This is a genomic window from Fulvitalea axinellae, from assembly GCF_036492835.1.
GTDB classification, from domain to species: domain Bacteria; phylum Bacteroidota; class Bacteroidia; order Cytophagales; family Cyclobacteriaceae; genus Fulvitalea; species Fulvitalea axinellae.
Map to the genome: position 1 here is coordinate 440,704 of NZ_AP025314.1, position 17,800 is coordinate 458,503.

15 protein-coding genes are annotated in these 17,800 nt (G+C 51.4%); 5 read left to right on the forward strand and 10 right to left on the reverse strand.

Annotation, left to right across the window (positions count from 1 at the left end; translation table 11 throughout):
• Window positions 1-10 precede the first annotated feature (10 nt).
• The 5 genes from AABK39_RS01730 to dapF all read right to left on the reverse strand — a co-directional run bounded on the left by AABK39_RS01730 (window position 11) and on the right by dapF (window position 7,609).
• Window positions 11-1,297, reverse strand: coding sequence for a hypothetical protein (locus tag AABK39_RS01730; RefSeq protein ID WP_338393214.1), 1,287 nt, complete (start codon window positions 1,295-1,297; stop codon window positions 11-13).
• Between the two features lie 112 nt (window positions 1,298-1,409).
• Window positions 1,410-2,603, reverse strand: coding sequence for a M20 metallopeptidase family protein (locus AABK39_RS01735; protein ID WP_338393215.1), 1,194 nt, complete (start codon window positions 2,601-2,603; stop codon window positions 1,410-1,412).
• Window positions 2,604-2,719: 116 nt separating this feature from the next.
• Window positions 2,720-3,241, reverse strand: coding sequence for an SPOR domain-containing protein (locus AABK39_RS01740; RefSeq protein WP_338393216.1), 522 nt, complete (start codon window positions 3,239-3,241; stop codon window positions 2,720-2,722).
• A gap of 108 nt (window positions 3,242-3,349) precedes the next feature.
• Complete coding sequence (secA, locus tag AABK39_RS01745; RefSeq protein ID WP_338393217.1) at window positions 3,350-6,721, reverse strand: preprotein translocase subunit SecA; 3,372 nt, start codon at window positions 6,719-6,721, stop codon at window positions 3,350-3,352.
• A gap of 111 nt (window positions 6,722-6,832) precedes the next feature.
• Window positions 6,833-7,609: a diaminopimelate epimerase gene (gene dapF / locus AABK39_RS01750; RefSeq protein ID WP_338393218.1), complete on the reverse strand. Its 777-nt coding sequence runs from the start codon at window positions 7,607-7,609 to the stop codon at window positions 6,833-6,835.
• Window positions 7,610-7,675: 66 nt separating this feature from the next.
• Between dapF and AABK39_RS01755 the strand changes: the two genes are divergently transcribed.
• A complete protein-coding gene (locus AABK39_RS01755; RefSeq protein WP_338393219.1) occupies window positions 7,676-7,957 on the forward strand; it encodes a hypothetical protein in 282 nt (93 codons plus the stop codon).
• Between the two features lie 7 nt (window positions 7,958-7,964).
• Here AABK39_RS01755 and AABK39_RS01760 read toward each other — a convergent pair whose 3' ends face one another.
• Both AABK39_RS01760 and AABK39_RS01765 read right to left on the reverse strand, forming a co-directional pair.
• Window positions 7,965-8,345 carry a hypothetical protein gene (locus AABK39_RS01760; protein ID WP_338393220.1) on the reverse strand — a complete coding sequence of 127 codons (381 nt, stop codon included), beginning with the start codon at window positions 8,343-8,345 and terminating at the stop codon, window positions 7,965-7,967.
• A 156-nt stretch (window positions 8,346-8,501) separates the two neighbouring features.
• A complete protein-coding gene (locus AABK39_RS01765; protein ID WP_338393221.1) occupies window positions 8,502-11,399 on the reverse strand; it encodes an AsmA family protein in 2,898 nt (965 codons plus the stop codon).
• A 480-nt stretch (window positions 11,400-11,879) separates the two neighbouring features.
• On the opposite strand from AABK39_RS01765, the gene AABK39_RS01770 reads away from it, so the two are divergent.
• Entirely contained in the window at window positions 11,880-12,692 is an 813-nt protein-coding gene (locus tag AABK39_RS01770; RefSeq protein WP_338393222.1) for an IclR family transcriptional regulator, read from the forward strand.
• Between the two features lie 448 nt (window positions 12,693-13,140).
• Here AABK39_RS01770 and AABK39_RS01775 read toward each other — a convergent pair whose 3' ends face one another.
• Genes AABK39_RS01775 through AABK39_RS01785 form a run of 3 tightly spaced genes read right to left on the reverse strand, consistent with a single transcriptional unit; the run spans window position 13,141 to window position 15,332 of the window.
• Window positions 13,141-13,677, reverse strand: a complete 537-nt coding sequence (locus AABK39_RS01775; protein WP_338393223.1) for a shikimate kinase — start codon at window positions 13,675-13,677, stop codon at window positions 13,141-13,143.
• Between the two features lie 7 nt (window positions 13,678-13,684).
• Window positions 13,685-14,794, reverse strand: coding sequence for a BT_3928 family protein (locus tag AABK39_RS01780; RefSeq protein WP_338393224.1), 1,110 nt, complete (start codon window positions 14,792-14,794; stop codon window positions 13,685-13,687).
• Window positions 14,778-15,332, reverse strand: a complete 555-nt coding sequence (locus AABK39_RS01785) for a DUF1599 domain-containing protein (protein WP_338393225.1) — start codon at window positions 15,330-15,332, stop codon at window positions 14,778-14,780. Before AABK39_RS01785 ends, AABK39_RS01780 begins: the two co-directional genes overlap by 17 nt.
• Before the next feature lie 17 nt (window positions 15,333-15,349).
• Here AABK39_RS01785 and folP point away from each other — a divergent pair, with 17 nt between their 5' ends.
• The 3 genes from folP (at window position 15,350) to AABK39_RS01800 (ending at window position 17,785) form a co-directional block, all read left to right on the forward strand.
• Window positions 15,350-16,207: a dihydropteroate synthase gene (gene folP, locus AABK39_RS01790; RefSeq protein ID WP_338393226.1), complete on the forward strand. Its 858-nt coding sequence runs from the start codon at window positions 15,350-15,352 to the stop codon at window positions 16,205-16,207.
• A gap of 127 nt (window positions 16,208-16,334) precedes the next feature.
• A complete protein-coding gene (gene cdaA, locus AABK39_RS01795) occupies window positions 16,335-17,405 on the forward strand; it encodes a diadenylate cyclase CdaA (protein WP_338393227.1) in 1,071 nt (356 codons plus the stop codon).
• 44 nt (window positions 17,406-17,449) lie between these two features.
• Window positions 17,450-17,785: a DciA family protein gene (locus AABK39_RS01800; RefSeq protein ID WP_338393228.1), complete on the forward strand. Its 336-nt coding sequence runs from the start codon at window positions 17,450-17,452 to the stop codon at window positions 17,783-17,785.
• Window positions 17,786-17,800: the final 15 nt, after the last annotated feature.

Genomic DNA, 17,800 nt, shown 5'->3' on the forward strand with positions numbered 1-17,800 from the left:
GTATGGCTGGTTAACGGTCGTCCTCGTACATGGCGAAGTAGCATGCGCCGCGGATCATGTGATCATCGAAATAGCCTTCGTAGTTTTCCTGTTCGATTTTGGTCTTGAGGGCTCTTACCAAGGCTTGGTTTTGGCGGGGTACGGGTGTTCTGCTATCAAATCCTTTACGGCAGAAGGTTCGCCAACATGATTTGGCCCAGCCCACAAGGTTTTCATAAGCTTGGGCGGCGTCGTAGGTGTTGGCGGCGCTTTTCTTGTAAAGGCCGGCCATAGATGCTGCCAGAAATGTTTCGTCCATATTCGAAGGGTCGAACTGGCGGCAATACACGGCATGTTCGCAATAGTCGGCTTCGGGGTCGGCTATTACTTTTTTGCGGTCCCGCTCGCGGTGGCGGACGTTGCGGAAAGCTACGTGTATGGCGCCTTCTGTGGCGTCTGACCCCGAGCCTTCGCCGTCACGGCGGTCACGGTTTTCGATCATTTGTGCCCGGACGGCGTCCATCAGTTCTTGCGTGTGCTTGGATCTCCAAGTGTTCTCGTGGCCGAAGAACCTGCCTTTTATCATTACGATATGATCGTAAAGAGCCCTTTCGGCGCTGTCGACCGAAATGCTGAAGTTGGATGTAGTCCGGCGGGCAGTTTCCCGATCTAAGCCCCGGGATTCCCAGAACCTGGAAGAGCTTCCGTTATGTTGCCAGAAATCGACATAGCCTTTGTAATGCGGGTCTTCAGGCAACGGAACACCGAAGCGCATAGCCATAGAGGCTTCTATCGGATCCTTTTTCTTCGGCTTTGTCTTTACCTTTTCCTTCGATTTGGAGGCTGAAGTATTGGGCAGGGGCTTGGCTTTGACATTAAACGACTCGGAGCTGGCGTTCGGGTCGGTATCAAGGATGTCATATTCGTCCGTAGGGTCGATATTGAGCTTGGCGAAGGTTGATATATGGTCAGAGGGAGGCGTAGAGCTTTTCTTCTCGGTTTTTGACGTAGGCGGAGTCACCGCCGATGCGGAAGGTTTCGGTTTAGGGACGTCTTGCAACGACCACTCTTGCGATTCGGTTATACTCAGCGGATGGTTTTGTGTCTCTCTCGGGACTCGCTCTATTGGCCCGGTATGTTTGGGATCTATGGCCGTGGACTGGAGAAAGCCGGGCGTAGCTCCACCCGACGCGCCATGAACCGTGATGCTTTCCAGCTCCGTGCCTTGCATTCCCGGTGGAGGCATTTTCGAAACGCCTGAGGCCCCCGCTCCGTTCGTCGGTGGTTTCTTATTGTCTTTTCCCCTTCTCCAAAACATAATCTTCCCGCTAAAAAGGCAACACCGGCCAAGGCTTTAGGTTTTGCCGGAAACGAAAAAAGGCCGGACAGTGCCGGCCTTTCGGGGTGTTGATATTTATGCTTTCGGAGGTTTAGGCTTTCGTGGCCAACTCCTTCAATGTCATATAAGCCATAAGGCCGGGGCCAATTTCCAGCGCCCTTTCGTCAATGTCGAACGTAGGGGTGTGTACCGAAGAGGTGATGCCTCTTTCCTCGTTGCGGGTACCCAATCGGTAGAAGCACGCGTCGGTCTCTTGCGAATAGTAGGCGAAATCTTCCGCTCCCATCCAGATGTCGAGTTCCACTACGTTGTCCTTGCCCAAGTATTCAATGGCCGATTCCTTTTGTCTTTGCGTAAGAGTGGGATCGTTTTGCAGATAAGGGTATCCTTTCTGTATATCGATTTCGCATTCGCCACCCATGCTTTCGGCTATGCCTTCGGCTATTTTACGGATCTTCTCGTGGGCTTCGTCGCGCCATTCCTCGTCCATGGCCCGGAAGGTTCCGGCCACTTTCACCTCGTTGGGGATTACGTTGGTAGCGCCCAAGGCTTCCACCCTGCCGAAAGAAAGTACGGAAGGACGCTTAGGTCCCGCGTTCCGGCTGATGACCTGTTGCATGGCCACGATGATGTGGGAAGTGATAAGCACCGGATCGATATTGTGTTCCGGAATGGCTCCGTGGCCTCCCTGACCTTTTACGGTCATGTATATTTCGTCGCAACTGGCCATGTACATGCCTTTGCGGAATCCCACTTTTCCCGTAGGGATCAAAGGCATTACGTGTTGGCCGATGATGCCCGTCGGCTCTGGGTTTTGAAGGGCGCCGTCTTTGATCATCAGCGAAGCTCCGCCAGGAAGTTTCTCCTCGCCGGGCTGGAAGATCAGCTTTACGGTACCTTCGAATTCCTCCTTGAGCTCGCAAAGGATGCGGGCCACGCCCAAGAGCGAGGAAGTGTGGACATCGTGTCCACAGGCGTGCATTACGCCTTCGTTTTTTGACTTGTAGTCCACGTCGTTTAGCTCCGTGATGGGCAGGGCGTCCATATCGGCGCGGAGCGCGATGACCTTTTTCTCCGGGTTTTTGCCTTCGATCAGCGCCACGATTCCCGTCTTGGCTTTCCTTTCGGGCTTAAGCCCCAATTCCCGCAGTTTGGATTCTACGAAATCGGCGGTCTTGTGCTCCTGGAAGGAAAGCTCGGGATTGGCGTGGAGGTGCCGTCTGACGTCTACAGTGTCTTTGGCATGCTGGGCGGCCAGTGTCCGGATTTGTTCTTTAAGGTCCATAGTTTTGGTTGGATAAGTTTTGCCGTACCGGAAAGCGCCTAGGTAAGGGCACCGGCGGCGTTTTTTACGTTTTTTGGTTCATCAGGTAGGTATCGGTTAGTTTTGTAGTTTATAGCTTACCGCTCTTGCGGCCAGTCGTCGATCTCTTTTGCCAAGATCACTTTGTCAGGCACAATCAATGTAGTGGGAAAAGATCGTTTCAGCTCTCTGAAAGTGCTGTAGGCCTCCAGACGGTTGTAGTATTGGCCCACTTTTACCCGGTAAACGGGTTGCCTCCATTCGATCTTCGGCATTAGGCCGGGAAACTGGCGCAGGATGGTCGCCCGTATCGAACGGGCTTTTTCCCGGCTGGTGCCCGAGTAGGCCTGTATGGAGTACATGGTGCTGTAGGAATTCTCGCTGCGGGCCTTGAATGAGGCGTACTGCTTGGCAAGCCCTTCCGAATCGTCCGAGACGGGGTGTTCGGCGGGAGTTTGCGCAATGACGGGTTGGCGCCTGTCGATTTCCCCGGCTTCCTGGGAATAGTCGGGCACGTAGCCTGCCAGGCTCTCGTGGTAAGACGTTTGCTTCACCGCTGTTTTGGGTGAGCAGGCGAAAAGTAAGGACATTAACGCCGTGATATAGATTCTGGTCTTCATCCGAAAATGGTTTTGCATTTGGCTTGTCGGATAATTTTATATAAAAAAGCAGGATCGCTCTGCTGACCGATCCTGCTTCCGTTTTTATGTGTTACCGGTGCGGTGTCGTTATTCGATGATCACGCACCTTCCGGCTTTTACGTCAGCTTCTACGGTCTTGTATTTTACGTCTTCTTTCACCGTACCGTTCGGATACTGGACCTTTACGCGGTCGTTTCGTCCGTACAGTTTCTGAGAACGTACAGGCTCCTGCTTCGGAGCTTCCGGTTGCGGGGCCTGCGGTCGTCCCGCTTGGCCACGGGGCTCGTTCAGCTCCGGCTTGGATTCCGTGTACTCGGGTTTGGCCGGCCTTTGCGGTTGGCGGGCTTCCGGCACTTCGTCGGCTTCCTGTACAGGAATAGTGGCTTTGATCAGGAACGAAACGATTTCCGAGTTGATCTTGGCCATCAGGCGCTTGAACAGGTTGAAGCCTTCGAATTTGTAGATCAAAAGCGGGTCCTTCTGCTCGTATACGGCGTTCTGTACAGACTGCTTGAGGTCGTCCATCTCGCGGAGGTGCTCTTTCCAAGCTTGGTCAACAATGGCCAAGGTGGCGATCTTCTCCAATGAGCGGAACATTTCCGTACAGTTAGTCTCTACGTTCTTCTCAAGGTTGGAAGGCACGTTAACGATCTTCTTGCCGTCAGAGAACGGAACGAGAATGTCACGGACTACGGCGCCGCGCTCTTCGTACACGCCTTTGATAATCGGCATGGCCCTTTCGGCTATCGCCGTGTTCTTGGCGGTGTAGTTGGCCAAGGCCTTGTCGTAGAGCTGTTGTGTCAGCGCGTTGGCCGAAATAGACTTGAATTCCTGCTCGTCGATCGAGAGTTCAAGGCCAAGTTGCGTGGCGGTTTCGATCTGGAAAGTCTGGAAATCCTCCTCGTCCACTTTACGCTTGGTCACGACATCGTCGCAAACGTCGTACATGGCGTTGAGGATATCGACTTGCAGACGTTCACCGAACAGTGCGTTGCGACGGCGCTTGTAGATAACCTCACGCTGCGAGTTCATCACGTCGTCATATTCGAGCAGTCGCTTACGGATACCGAAGTTGTTTTCCTCGACTTTTTTCTGCGCTCTTTCGATGGACTTGGTAATCATACCCGCCTGGATAACCTCGCCTTCCTCAAGGCCCATGCGGTCCATGAGTTTGGCGATTCTTTCCGAACCGAAAAGACGCATCAGGTTATCTTCTAAAGAAACGAAGAACTGCGAAGAACCGACATCACCCTGACGACCGGCACGACCCCTAAGCTGGCGGTCTACCCGGCGTGATTCGTGACGCTCAGTACCGATAATGGCAAGACCACCCGCCGATTTCGAATCCGGAGTCAGCTTAATGTCGGTACCACGACCGGCCATGTTGGTGGCGATGGTTACGGTACCCGGCTTACCGGCTTCGGCCACTACGTCGGCCTCTTTGGCGTGTTGCTTGGCGTTCAGTACTTGGTGTCTGATGTCCTTCATCTTGAGCATACGGCTCAGGAGTTCGGAAATCTCCACGGATGTGGTACCCACCAATACCGGACGTTTCTGCACTTGGGTAAGTTCCACGATCTCGTCTGTAACGGCGTTGAACTTCTCCCTTACGGTTTTATATACCTTGTCTTCCTCGTCGTTACGGGCTATAGGCCTGTTGGTCGGGATTACTACGGTGTCGAGTTTGTAGATGTCCCAAAGCTCGGCCGCTTCTGTTTCGGCGGTACCGGTCATACCGGCGAGCTTGTGGTACATTCTGAAATAGTTCTGGAGGGTAACGGTAGCGTAGGTCTGCGTGGCGTCTTCGACTTTTACGCTTTCCTTGGCTTCCAGGGCTTGGTGGAGGCCGTCTGAGTAACGGCGACCTTCCATAATACGGCCGGTCTGCTCGTCTACGATCTTGACCTTGCCGTCCATGATCACGTATTCCTGGTCTTTCTCGAAAAGCGTGTAGGCTTTGAGCAATTGGTTGACCGAGTGGATACGTTCGGCTTTTTCGGTATAATCACGGATGATGGCGTCTTTCTTCTCCACGCGTTCGGCTTCGTTGAGATCCGTCTGCTCTTCGAGCTTGGTCATCTCTTGGCCGATATCCGGCATGATGAAGAACTGAGCGTCCTCACCGGTTTTGGTCAACAAGTCGATACCTTTTTCCGTAAGGTCGATGCTGTTGTTTTTCTCGTCAATGGTGAAGAACAACGGCTCGTCGGCCTCAGGCATGAGGCGCTGGTTGTCGGCCAAATAAACGTTCTCCGTTTTTTGGAGAATCTGCTTGATGCCTTGCTCGCTCAGGTACTTGATGAGCGGCTTGTGCTTAGGCATGGCGCGATAAGCGCGGAAGAGGGCGAGTCCGCCGTCTTTCTCGTCATCGGCCGATATTTTCTTCTTGGCTTCCTGCAGGAGCTGGGTCGCCAGTTTTTTCTGTACATCGACCAAATGGGCCACGCGGGGCTTAAGGTCGTAGAATTCGTGCTCGTCGCCGCGTGGTATCGGGCCGGAGATGATCAAAGGCGTCCGCGCGTCGTCAATCAAAACGGAGTCAACTTCGTCAATCATGGCGTAGTGGTGCTTCTTGCGCTGCACCAGCTCGCCAACCTCGCGGGTCATGTTATCGCGAAGGTAGTCGAAACCGAATTCGTTATTTGTGCCGTAAGTGATGTCGGCTTGGTAGGCTCTGCGACGTTCCTCTGAATTGGGTTGCCATTTGTCGATGCAGTCCACGTTCAGGCCGTGGAACTGGAACAACGGCGCCATCCATTCGGAGTCACGTTTTGCCAGGTAGTCGTTAACGGTGATGATGTGTACGCCACGCTTAGCCAAGGCGTTCAGGAATGCGGGCAAGGTGGCCACGAGAGTTTTACCTTCACCCGTCGCCATCTCCGATACTTTGCCTTGGTGCAATACGATACCGCCGATCAGCTGTACGTCGTAATGCATCATTTCCCAAGTCATCTGGGTGCCGGCGGCGGTCCAGGTGTTGTGCCACACGGCTTTTTCGCCGTCTACGGTTACGCAGTCGCTTTGGGTGGCGACGGTGCGGTCGTGGAGGTTGGCGGTAACCTCAAGCTGGCCGTTGTCTTTGAGCCTGCGAGCGGTTTCTTTTACTATGGCGAAGGCTTTTGGGAGCACTTTGTTAAGCGCTACTTCCAACTCTTCGTTGCGTTGCTCCTCAAGCTTGTCGATCTGCTCGAAGATGCTTTCCTTTTCGTTAAGGTCCATCGAGGTTTCGTCCTCGACTTTTTTGTGCAGGCTTTCGATCTTGTCGTCGGTGGCTTTTAGCTCACCGTTGATCATTTCGATGACCTCTTGGGTCTTGCCTCTCAAATCATCGTCCGAAAGGGAGGACAGTTTTGCGAATTCCGCGTTGATTTCGGCGACAATCGGAAGAATCGCTTTGATGTCGCGGTCCGATTTTGTTCCGAAGATCTTCGCGATCCCTTTGGTGATCAGATTTATCATATTACCAGTTGATTGCTTAGCCTGAATATTTTACACCCATCAACAAAGATAGGTTTTATTCGGGAATTAATTGATAGTTGGTTTTAACTAAAAAATGTGCTTTTGCCAATGTCAGAGCATGGCAATTTCACCTTTGAAAACCAGTTTGGCGGGACCTTCCAAGTAAACGTTCCGGAATCCTCCCTGTCCGTCGCTTTCGTAGCTTACGGTCAGTTCGCCACCTAGTGTTTTTACGCTAACCGGGCTTTGGCCCTGTTGTTTGGTAAGGGCGATGGCACAGGCCGTCACGCCGGTTCCGCAGGAAAGGGTTTCGTTCTCGACCCCACGCTCGTATGTGCGGACGAATATCCTGTTCTCTCCCTGAATCTCGACAAAGTTAACGTTCGTGCCTTTTTGGCCGAACGGCTCTCCGTAACGGATGGTTTTGCCTTCCTCGTACACATCCACTTCTTCTGCGTTAGGGCGGAAGGTGACGTAATGGGGAGATCCTGTATCAACGAACCAATCGTCACGGACTGTGTCGATCGATTTGACGTCGGGCATGTGCAGGCGTACGGTTTCCGGGGTTATGGCAGCCTCAAGTTTTCCGTCGATGGTCAGGAAGCTGGTGGAATCCTTGACGATTCCGAGCTGTTCCGCAAAACGTACGGCGCAACGGCTTCCGTTTCCGCAGAGGCTCTGCGTACCGTCCGCGTTGAAGTAGACCATTTCGAAGTCGTACCCGGTTTTATTTTCTATCAGGATAAGGCCGTCGGCGCCGATACCGAACTTTCTGTCACAAAGTCTCCTCACTTGGGCTACGTCGTGGGAAAAAAGTCCTTCACGGTTATCGATCATCACGAAGTCGTTGCCCGTTCCCTGGTATTTGTAAAAGACCAACTTTCGCATCGGTAAAGGGTTAAGTCACTGTCGGGCAAAGTTACACCATTTTGAATTTTAAAAAAATCGGGGGATTTGGGACGGAAATTTACCTTTAGGGCCGGGCTGCGGCTGGTATTGATGGGAATCTGCTTAGCGGCAGGAACAAGCCTTTACGGGATCTGGAGCCTGGAGGAAAGCGGGCACGCAAACGAGATCCGCCAAGTTTTGCGGATGGACGAAGCGAGAGAAGTTATTGACGAAACGAAAACTGAACATAATACAGATAACCCGTACGCCTGGATGAAGTGGACGGGATTCGGGGTAATCGCACTGGGTGTCGGTCAGTTTTTCTGGTTTACCAGAAAGCTGGAGTGAGCCGGAATTAGAGTGCGGGAACGAGTTCGAGAACTTCTTCTTCCTTGGCGGGAGTAGCAACTACGGCTTCGGAAATTTGGGCATGGAGGCAAATGGCTCCCCAAGCGCCTTCGAGAAGCTCGGTAAGATCGATAAGGTCACGGATCGTAAGCACGAAACAACGGTCGGTTTGCGGAGGCATGATAATCTCTATGTCGTCAGCGCGGGATTCGGAAGTGATTTTGGATTCGATGTCGATGTCGCCTACCATGCGGAGAAACTGGATGAAGTTGTCCATCCTGAAAGCTGTAGTGTATCCTGCGTAATCCAGAATGATACGCCTTTGCGTGTCACATTGGTAAATTGATCCTTGCTCTGTCTCGAAAATCAGGTGTGTCTCGTTCTCCATGTCGTCCGTCTTCTAGCTGATAACGACGTGAATATCTTATTTATTTGAAATAAGTCCAAATAGTGATTTTGTTTTTTTAGAATCAGTCTAAAAAAAAGAGCGTCCCGTTTCGGAGACACTCTTCTTGATTCTCAGGGGAAAAGCGGTGTTTTTGTATCAGAAAAGTCCCTTGAGAGCCTTTTCGACCTCTTTCCCTATGTCTTTCTTCTTGTCTTCCTTTTTCTTGGTTTGGCCAGATGTCTGCCCTTTTCCTTTTATCGTTTTGATGCCTTTCAGCTTTACCGACGTACTTGATTTGTCGCCCGAAGGTTTGCGGGTCAGCTCCAGATTCACTTGCAAAGTGCTTCCGATGGCTTCCGTTTTTGTCTTGGTAAGGTTTGAAATCAGGCTGTTGACGGCGTTTGAAACCCCTTTAGCGGGAACTAGTACGGCCATGTCGTAAACGGCGTGGCCAGTGAAATCGTTCCATCCCGAAACGGTGGCTTTGTACTTGTCGAGTTTGATGTCGAAAGGCTCGGTGATCACCTTCCCGTTGACGATTTTTGCCTTGACGGTGGTGTTCTCCAAACGCATGTTTTTCGACCCGATCTTGGCCAGCTTGTTGATTTTTCCGATCAGTTCGTTGTCCTTGAGCGCGGCGTCTTTGATTTTGACAGTGCCGTTTCCGTTCAGGCTTTCGTAAACGGGCGACATGGCTTTGCCCAATTTACCTTCGATAACGAAGTTGGCGGAATAATCGCCGGTGATGTCGCCTGCTATCGGCGCCATTTTTTGGACGGTGGTGAAGGCTTGGTAAGTCTTCTGAAACGATATTTCCTTGACGTTAAGCGTGTAGTCGAACTTAGGGATTTCGGGGTTGCCGGTGTCGTAAGCGCCGTTCATGGCTACCGATCCGCCTAGCGTGGTGAACGTCACGTCTTTGAGGTTCGCTTTGCCGTTTTTGACAGTAATTTTTCCTTTTGCGTCCAATATCGAGATGCCTGTTACATCAACTTTTTTCATGTTGGTAGTCAATGTCAGGTCCAGGTTTTTAGGGACGAGGATTACGCCTTCTTCCGTATTTTCGGTTTCGGTTTTGGCGGTCGTCTCGGCTTTTACGCTGTCAGCGGGAGCTTCCTCCTCGCTCATGAATTGGTTCAGGTCAAAGTAGTTTGAGTTGACGTCCAAAATGCCGGTAAGCGTGGCGTTTTTTTCCAAAGCGTAGGCGATGTAATTGCCTACGGAGCCGGTGGCCCGGATGTCACTGTTGTCGAATTTAGCGCTGAAATCTTTGAGTTCGATTTTCTTAGGATCAAAAGTCAAAGTCGCTGTCGGGATGTCCATGCCTTTTGGAAGGTCCGGACTTTGGAACTTGAAGTTGCTAAGCGTAACGGCTCCGGAAGTCGGCAACTTGGCGTAGCGCTGGGCTTGGGCGTCCGAAAGCTTGCCTCGGGTATTGAGGTTCGCTTTCATTGTGCCTGCCATTTTCATGTCTTTGGGCAGGAAAGCGTCGGCGATTACGGCTAGGTTGAGTCCGCCTTCGGCGTTGATAATCCAGGAGATATCGTCCAGGTTGAAGAGCTTCATATTGGCGGTGAAGCGGTCTGTTCCCATACTGACGCCGAAGTCGGGTACGGAAACCACCAGATCAGCGTTCTTGCCCGTTTTGTTGACCGCCGTGGCGTTGAACTGCAGATTTTGGAGAGGGATCGGGAACTCGGCGGTTTTTACATATCCGTTTTTGAGGCTGGCCGTCGCGTCGATGGCGGGGAGTATGTGTTTTACGCTATCGTAATAGCCTGAAGCCTTCAGCCCGAGGGCGAAGGTGCCTTTCAAGTCGAGGCTGTCCATCGGGACGAGCTGGCCGAAATCCGCCAGGTTGACTTTTGCCTGCAAAGCGGCGTCCATATCATAGTTGCGGAGGTTCTTGACAAGCACGTTTCCGCTGATCGGATTGTTTCCGAGGCTAAGCTTTAGACTTGATACGTTTACCGAAGTGCTTTCCATCGGGCCTTCTTTGTGGTCTACGGACATAGCGACGTTGATGTCGTGGATGTCTTGCGGAAGGTCCGGGTATTTGAAAAATCCGTCGTTGACGCTAAGGTTAAGGCCGAATCCTGGTAGCGTTTCGTTGCGGTACAGCCCTTTCACGAAACCGTCGAGCTTGAATTTTCCTTCGGTTTTGATGTCTTCAAAGTCTTTTGTGAACACGCCGGGAACCAGCGACAGTATACTTTTGAAGGTGCTTTCCTTGGAGGCGAAGGTGATGTCGGTGATGATGTCGTCTTTGTCGAGCTTGACGTTGCCATCGAAGCCAAAGCCGAAATCGTTGAGCTTGATGTCGTTTTCACGGAAGGTGAACGACTGGTTCGGCATGTCCATCAGCAGGCTGACAGTGGCGTCGAGCTGTTTTTCGCTCAGGTATTCCGTTCCGTCATACGTGAGGTTCAGGTCATCGACAGTGGTGCGGGTGTCAAGGTTGAACACGTCGGCGGTGAAGTCGCCGGCGCCTTCGTGGTTTAGTTTGGAGATGGCCAGCAAGACTTTCTGTTGGCGGTCGTCGTAGATGATATTGGCGTCGGTGACGGCCCATTCCTGGATGGCGATCTTGAACGTGGCCGGACCGCTTTCCTCGCCCTCTTCGGCTTTGTTTTCCTTGCTCGGTTGCTCTTCCGAAGGTTTGGCGATGTCGTAATTGGCCTTGCCGTCTTCGGTTACTATCACGTGGACACGGGGCGCTGTCAGGTAAACTCCGCCTACGTCAAGCTTTCCGGCCAGCGCGCTGAACGGGTTTACGGAAGCCTGAAAGCTTTTGAGGGAGGCGAGGGTGTCGCCGGCGAATATGTCTTTTCCGATTACGGAGACTTCCCCCATCCCTACGGTAAGGTGAGGGAAATGGCTGAAGAAGCTCAGGTCGAACTCTTCGGGATTGTAGCGGATTTCGGCGTTCACGCTTTCCGCAAGGATTTTATCGACCTGTTTGGCGATATCGTCCTTGAAAAAAACAGGGATGAGTATCATGGCCAAAACCAGGAATACGACAAGTCCCGAGATGAAATAAAAGACTTTTTTCATGTTCTATGAATGTAATTTTGCGAGTGTTAGTCTGACAAAAAAGGTTCCGCAAACCCGGAATGGTCCGTACCGTTTGGGGCTAAGTGGCGGGGCAGGTCCGCAAGGTCTGGCTCCGCTTCAGTTTTACTAACGCTGAGGCTAGCTAAAGTTTCAAAACTTGACGCAAAAATACGTCATTAATGGCGGGATTGGATAGAATAAGGCCTCGAAAAATATGAGGATATTGGATTCTCCTCTCCGTTTTTTATGGACACGCCTGCCTTCCGGTCAGTTTAAATCGTGCCTGACAAATTTCCGGTAACGCTTTTTTGTTCCGTTATCGGCACAAATCCGGCCTTTTTTGTCCGTATTTGAAACTAATAGAGCGAGCATTGTCTATTTGTTCGTATATTTGGGCCTTCTAGGGATTGGCTTTCGCCGGCGGATTGAGCTTTGGCGAATGGCCGTTTGTTGGCAATTATTTTTTGGAAACATTAATTTATGGAAGAGCAGTCCAGTGCGCCCGAGAAAAGGGCGGCGAGTAGTTATTATATACCGAATGTTGAACGGGCTTTAAGGGTTATAGAGTTATTGGCTGACCATCAGAACGGGCTGAGCCTGCCGGAGATGGTAAAGCACTTGGGGATCTCGAAAAGTAGCCTTTTCCGTATCACGACCACGCTTCTGGGACACAATTACCTGATCCGCGACGAAGAGTCGAAGCGTTTTTGCCTGTCGAGAAAAGTGTTGAGTATAGGGCTCTCCACCATCAGCGAGCACAGCCTTATAGAGAAGGCGCTGATCCCGATGAGGGAACTCCGCGACGAGCTGAAGGAGACGATCCTTCTGGGCGTTTTGTTGGAGATCGAGGGCGTAACGCTGGAACAGGTGACGGGAACCCACCCGTTTATTTTTATGCTGAGCGCAGGAAAGCGCTTCAATTTGCACGCTTCGGCGCCCGGAAAGTCTATCTTGGCCTTTTTGCCGGAGCACGAGCGGAAGGCTCTGCTCAAGCGCCTCCATTACGAGGTGTTCAACAAGAACACGATCGGGGATATGGAGAGCCTGGAAGAGCACCTCAAGGAAGTGCGCGAGCTGGGCTACGCTGTCGATCACGCCGAGGAATACGAAGGCGTGCACTGTATCGGTGCTCCGATTTTCGACGCTCACGGTTATCCGATTTCGGCTATCTGGATGACGGCGCCGTCGGCCAGGGTGTCCGAGGAGAAGTTCGACGAGGTTGGCCAGAAAGTGAAGGCCTGCGCCATGAGGGTTTCCGCATCGTTCGGTTACTACGATTGGTCGGAAAGCTGATTCGCCCCCTCCGGGGAAATAAATGCGAAAGATCGCCCACTGGGAATAGCCCTGGCGGGCGATTTTTTTTGATGTAATGCAAAGGGTGAAAACAACGTGTGCTTCTTTCGGTACGAAGTAAGGAATAGTTTGATTCGCACTGGTGTTTAGGATGATTGGAACGTGTGAATCGATAAAATCATACGTGTGTGTTGAAAAAATGAGACGTTTCAAAATTTCTATCCGTACGTATAAACCGTATGGTTCGCACGTGTGAATGTTTTCATCCGCACGTTCTATTATTTTTTGTTGAAATATCGACCTGAAAAAAGAAAACGCCCCGAGGTTTTTAACCGTCGGGGCGTTTTCGGGCAAGTCTTTGGCCTAAACGAATATAGGCAATACTGGCGGTTGGGGAAAGGGGCCGTGCTCCGGGGAGCGTTTCCGCGGAAACGGCGGTGTAATAAACCTAGTCGATTGCCGGGTATTCCTCGTCGAGTATGGCGCCCAAGACCATCTCGGGGTCTATGGATTCGCCCTTGATCTGGATTTTGGCTTTTGAGTAATGCGGAAGCCTAGTGTCGATCCGCTCACGCAATTCGTTCAGCAACCGAGTGGTCTCCATGCCGGTAAACAGCGGGCGGGTTTCGGTGCCCCTGCCCACCATTCTTTTGGTCAGCTCCTCGGCGGGCACATCGATGAAGACAGTTAGGCCGTGCCCGTTCATAAAGTCGATGCCGTCGTGGTAGCAGGGCGTTCCGCCGCCGCACGAGAGCAGGAACATGTCCTCTTTCTCGGTGACTTCCCTAAGCAGTCGTGCCTCTGTTTTCCGGAAATAGTCCTCGCCTTTTTCCTTGAAAATATCGGGAATGCTCATGCCCTCGCTTTGCTCGATCACGTGGTCGAGGTCAAGAAACGGGAGGTTAAGCACGGGCGCCACCCGTTTGCCCAAGGTGGTTTTGCCAGAGCTGGGCATTCCCATCAGGAAGATCTTCTTGTTTCGCATCAGGCTGTCACTTGCTTTTCAAGTCCGACATCACTTCGCCTATCGAGGGCGTGTCGTTGTAATGCCACTTGCCCTTGATGGTTCCGGAAGAGATGAGCACGAGGCCCGGATTCGATCGGATGATGGTTTTCAGCACGGTCTTGTCTCCGTAAATCACGGGGAAGCCGAGCTGTTTGTCATGCCTGAGCTTGTCGATCTCCGCTTCCGAAGACGCCGTCAGGATAATCGGCCTGATGCCTTTCTTTTCCCCTTTCTCGGCCAAAATCTTGATCTGGTCCAAAGCTGGAATGTAGGCGTGTTCCTGACTGGCGTCGTTCATCACTATGACAAGCCAGTCGCCTTTGAAGAGTTGTTGGGTGAAGTCTCCCTCGTCGTTCCATACGCTGAAGTCCGTGATTTTCGGTTCGGCCTCCGGATTCAGCAAGATCATGTCCTTGTATTTATAAGTAGTGTCGGTAGGCCATTTGTCGAACTCGTATTCCTTGCCACCCTTCTCCATCAAGTAGAGGTAACGGTATTCGGCGCTCGGTTGCATGGCCTTCGGTATGTTGACTCCTACCTTGTAAGGCCTGAAATCGACAAAAGGAAGGTGCTCGATAGCCCTGTAGCCGATATAAAGGTTGGCTACGGTAAGCAGAGCCATCAATAGCCCGCCTTGGCTTTTCTTCTGGCTTGGAGGGAATATGCTCTTGCCCCTAATAATAAGGTAAAGCGCCATGACGCCGAAGATGACGTCCTTGCCGAATGACTGCCACGGCGTAAGCGGGATGGCGTCGCCGAAGCAACCGCAGTCGGTGACTTTATTATAAGCCGCCGAATAGTAAGTGAGGAAGCCGAAGTATACGATCAGGGCCAGAAGGATCCAAAGCGTGGTCCTGAGGCGATAGCGAATCAGCAAAGCCCAGCCAAGCATTACTTCCAGCAGGCATATGACAAGCGCCAGCGGAAGGGCGTGGGGAATCAGGTGGTGGAACAGCGGAGAGAAGTCCGCGGAAAAGACTTCGAAGTACTCCTGCATTTTGATGGCTGTGCCCGCGGGATCGTTCAGTTTGACCATCCCCGAAAAAATAAAGATGGCGCCGAGGCCCCATCTTACAATCTTATCCAGCGTTTTCATCGGCGTTTAGTAATATCAGGCAAAAAACAGAATAGTTAAGCATGTCTTGGTAGTTGGCGTCGACGCCTTCCGATATTAGCGTCTGGCCTTCGTTGTCCTCGATTTGTTTCACCCGGAGGAGTTTCATCAGGATAATGTCAGTCATGGAGCTGACCCTCATTTCTCTCCAGGCCTCGCCGTAATCGTGGTTCTTGTTCTCCAATAAAGAACGGGTGGCCTCGGCGAACTTGTCATAAAGGTCGTTGATTTCTTCCGGTTCGATTTCCAGGCGCTCGTCGTCGGCCAGTTCGAGCTGTATCTGCGCCATGACGCAGTAGTTGATAATGCCTTTGAACTCGTCACGGATATCGTCGTCGACCTTTTGGGTCCCCTTTTCCTGGATAGACCGGATGCGTTTGGCCTTTATGAATATTTGGTCCGTGATGGATCCGAGGCGCAGAATTCGCCAAGCGGTGCCGTAATCCTTAGTTTTCTTGATGAAAACATCTTTGCAAGCCTTGATAACTTGGTTATATTCGTTGACCGTCTTGTTTTCCATTTATAAAGCGTTGTCCTGTGACGAAAGATACGGCATTTTATCAAAAAAAAGTACTCAAGCTGAACGGAAAGCCCTGCGTGCTGGAGGCTCCGCAGGTGATGGGGATAATTAACGCCACTCCGGATTCGTTTTACGAAGGCAGTAGGACAAACGCGACGGAAGACGTGGTCCGCAAAGCTGGCCAGATGCTTGAGGAAGGCGCTTTTATGCTGGATGTTGGCGGTTACTCCACCCGCCCCGGCGCCGATGATATTCCCGCCGAGGAAGAGAAACAGCGGGTCTGCCGTGCTGTAGAAGCGATAAAAAAGGAGTTTGCGGAGGCTGTGATTTCCGTGGACACTTTCCGGGCCGACGTGGCCAAAGCGGCGGTGGAGGCAGGGGCTTCGGTGGTCAATGATGTGTCTGGCGGAACGCTGGACGACGCAATGTACGGCACCGTCGCCAATTTGGGAGTGCCGTACATTATGATGCATATGCGGGGAACGCCACAAAATATGCAGGACTTTACGGAATACGGCGACATCGTTAGGGATATTATAGATTTCTTCCACCCGAGAATCCACCGTTTGCGTAAGTTAGGAGTGAATGACATTATTTTGGATCCCGGTTTTGGATTCTCGAAAACGTTGGATCAGAATTTCGAGTTGCTTCGGAGGATGAAAGAACTTGAATTGCTCGAATGCCCGGTGTTGGCCGGAGTGTCCAGAAAGTCGATGATTTGGAAAACGCTGGATATAACCGCTTCCGAAGCATTGAACGGAACAACGGCGACGCATGCGTTCGCTTTGGCCAACGGGGCGAAAATACTGAGAGCGCATGACGTGAAAGAGGCCGTAGAGGCTGTTAAAATATACATGGCAATGTCTGGCGCTTAACTTGTTCCATTGTTGTCAGACCGATTTCGGTTGTGGAAAAAACGGATAATATCCGTATATTGATAAACAGTGCGGACTTTTGGTTGCGGAAGTTCCGCTCGCACACTAAAACCCTTGGGAGAATAATTTGCTTGCTGCTTTTAATATAGGATTTCTGCAGGTCCGTTTTGTAGACCTGATCGACATTACCCTTGTCAGCTTTTTGCTTTTTCAGGTTTACAAACTGATGAGGGGAAGCGTAGCGGTGAAAGTTTTCATCGGTTTGCTATCGTTGTATTTGCTCTATCTGGTGGTGAAAGCCGCCGAGATGGACCTTTTGGCTTCCATTCTGGGGCAGTTTCTCGGAATTGGGGTAATCGGTATCATCATCCTTTTTCAGCCCGAGATCCGGAAATTCTTGTTGCTTCTGGGCCGAACAACTGTTTTTGACAAAGACAATATTCTGAAAGCGCTGATTCGACGGCGGTCGGATTCCGATGGCGAATGGGATGTTACGCCAATAATAGAGGCCGCCAAGTCTATGGGCAATAATATGACTGGCGCTTTGATCGTATTGTCAAAGGAGTCGAATCTCGAATATTATGCGCAGTCGGGCGATTATATTGAAGGGATCGTATCGAAGAGGCTGTTGCAGGCCATTTTCGACAAGGCCAGCCCGATGCACGACGGTGCGGTGATTATCCATCGTGGCAAAATCATAGCGGCCCGTTGTGTGTTGCCTGTAAGCGAAAAGGATAATATTCCTGCCCAATTCGGTTTGCGCCACCGCGCGGCAATAGGGATGACTGAAGTCACGCCGACTTTGGTGTTGGTTGTCTCAGAAGAAACCGGCCAGATGTCGGTGGTGGTGAACGGCGAGATTTTCCATAACCTTTCCGCTCAGGAAATACGCGCGAAGATCAATCTGTACTTGACTGGCGACGAAGGGAAAGCCGGAGATAAAAAGGTTGGCAAAAAGGCTAAGCAACCCGCACCGGCTGAGAGCCCAACTACTCCTGAAACGGCAGGAACCGCGCCGATAAAAGAATCGTTGGAGGAGATTGCGCGGCAAGCGATACAGGAGGTGGTAGAACCAACCCCTGAAGAGAGCAAGCCGAAGGTAAGATCAATGTTGGGCGAGGATGTGGACGCTGAAGAAGAAAAGCCGGTGTCGTCGCCAAAAAAAGAAGAAGGGGGAAAGGCTGAAGAGTCAGCTTAATTGTAGTTGAGTTTCCCCGACCCTTTGGATGAATAGAAACATTTATGACTAAATATACCCAGAAATCGAAGTTCGGAAAGAAATCCGAACCTAGAAAAAACGATGTTGTCGGGATAAGGGAATCTGTGGAAGGTATGCTTCAGGCGTTCAAGCTCAAAAAAAGGTTTGACGAAACGATGTTGGTGTCGTCTTGGGAAGAATTGATGGGCCGAACAATAGCTGCCAAAACCAGTGAGTTAGCAGTGAGGAATGGGGTTTTATTCGTAAGGATTACCTCTGCTCCGTTGAAGCAGGAATTGAATTATCGCAAAGCCGATGTTCTGGACCGATTCCGTGAAGAATACGGCCATGATATCGTAACCGACGTCGTTTTTATGTAAAGGCGTGTTTTCGGA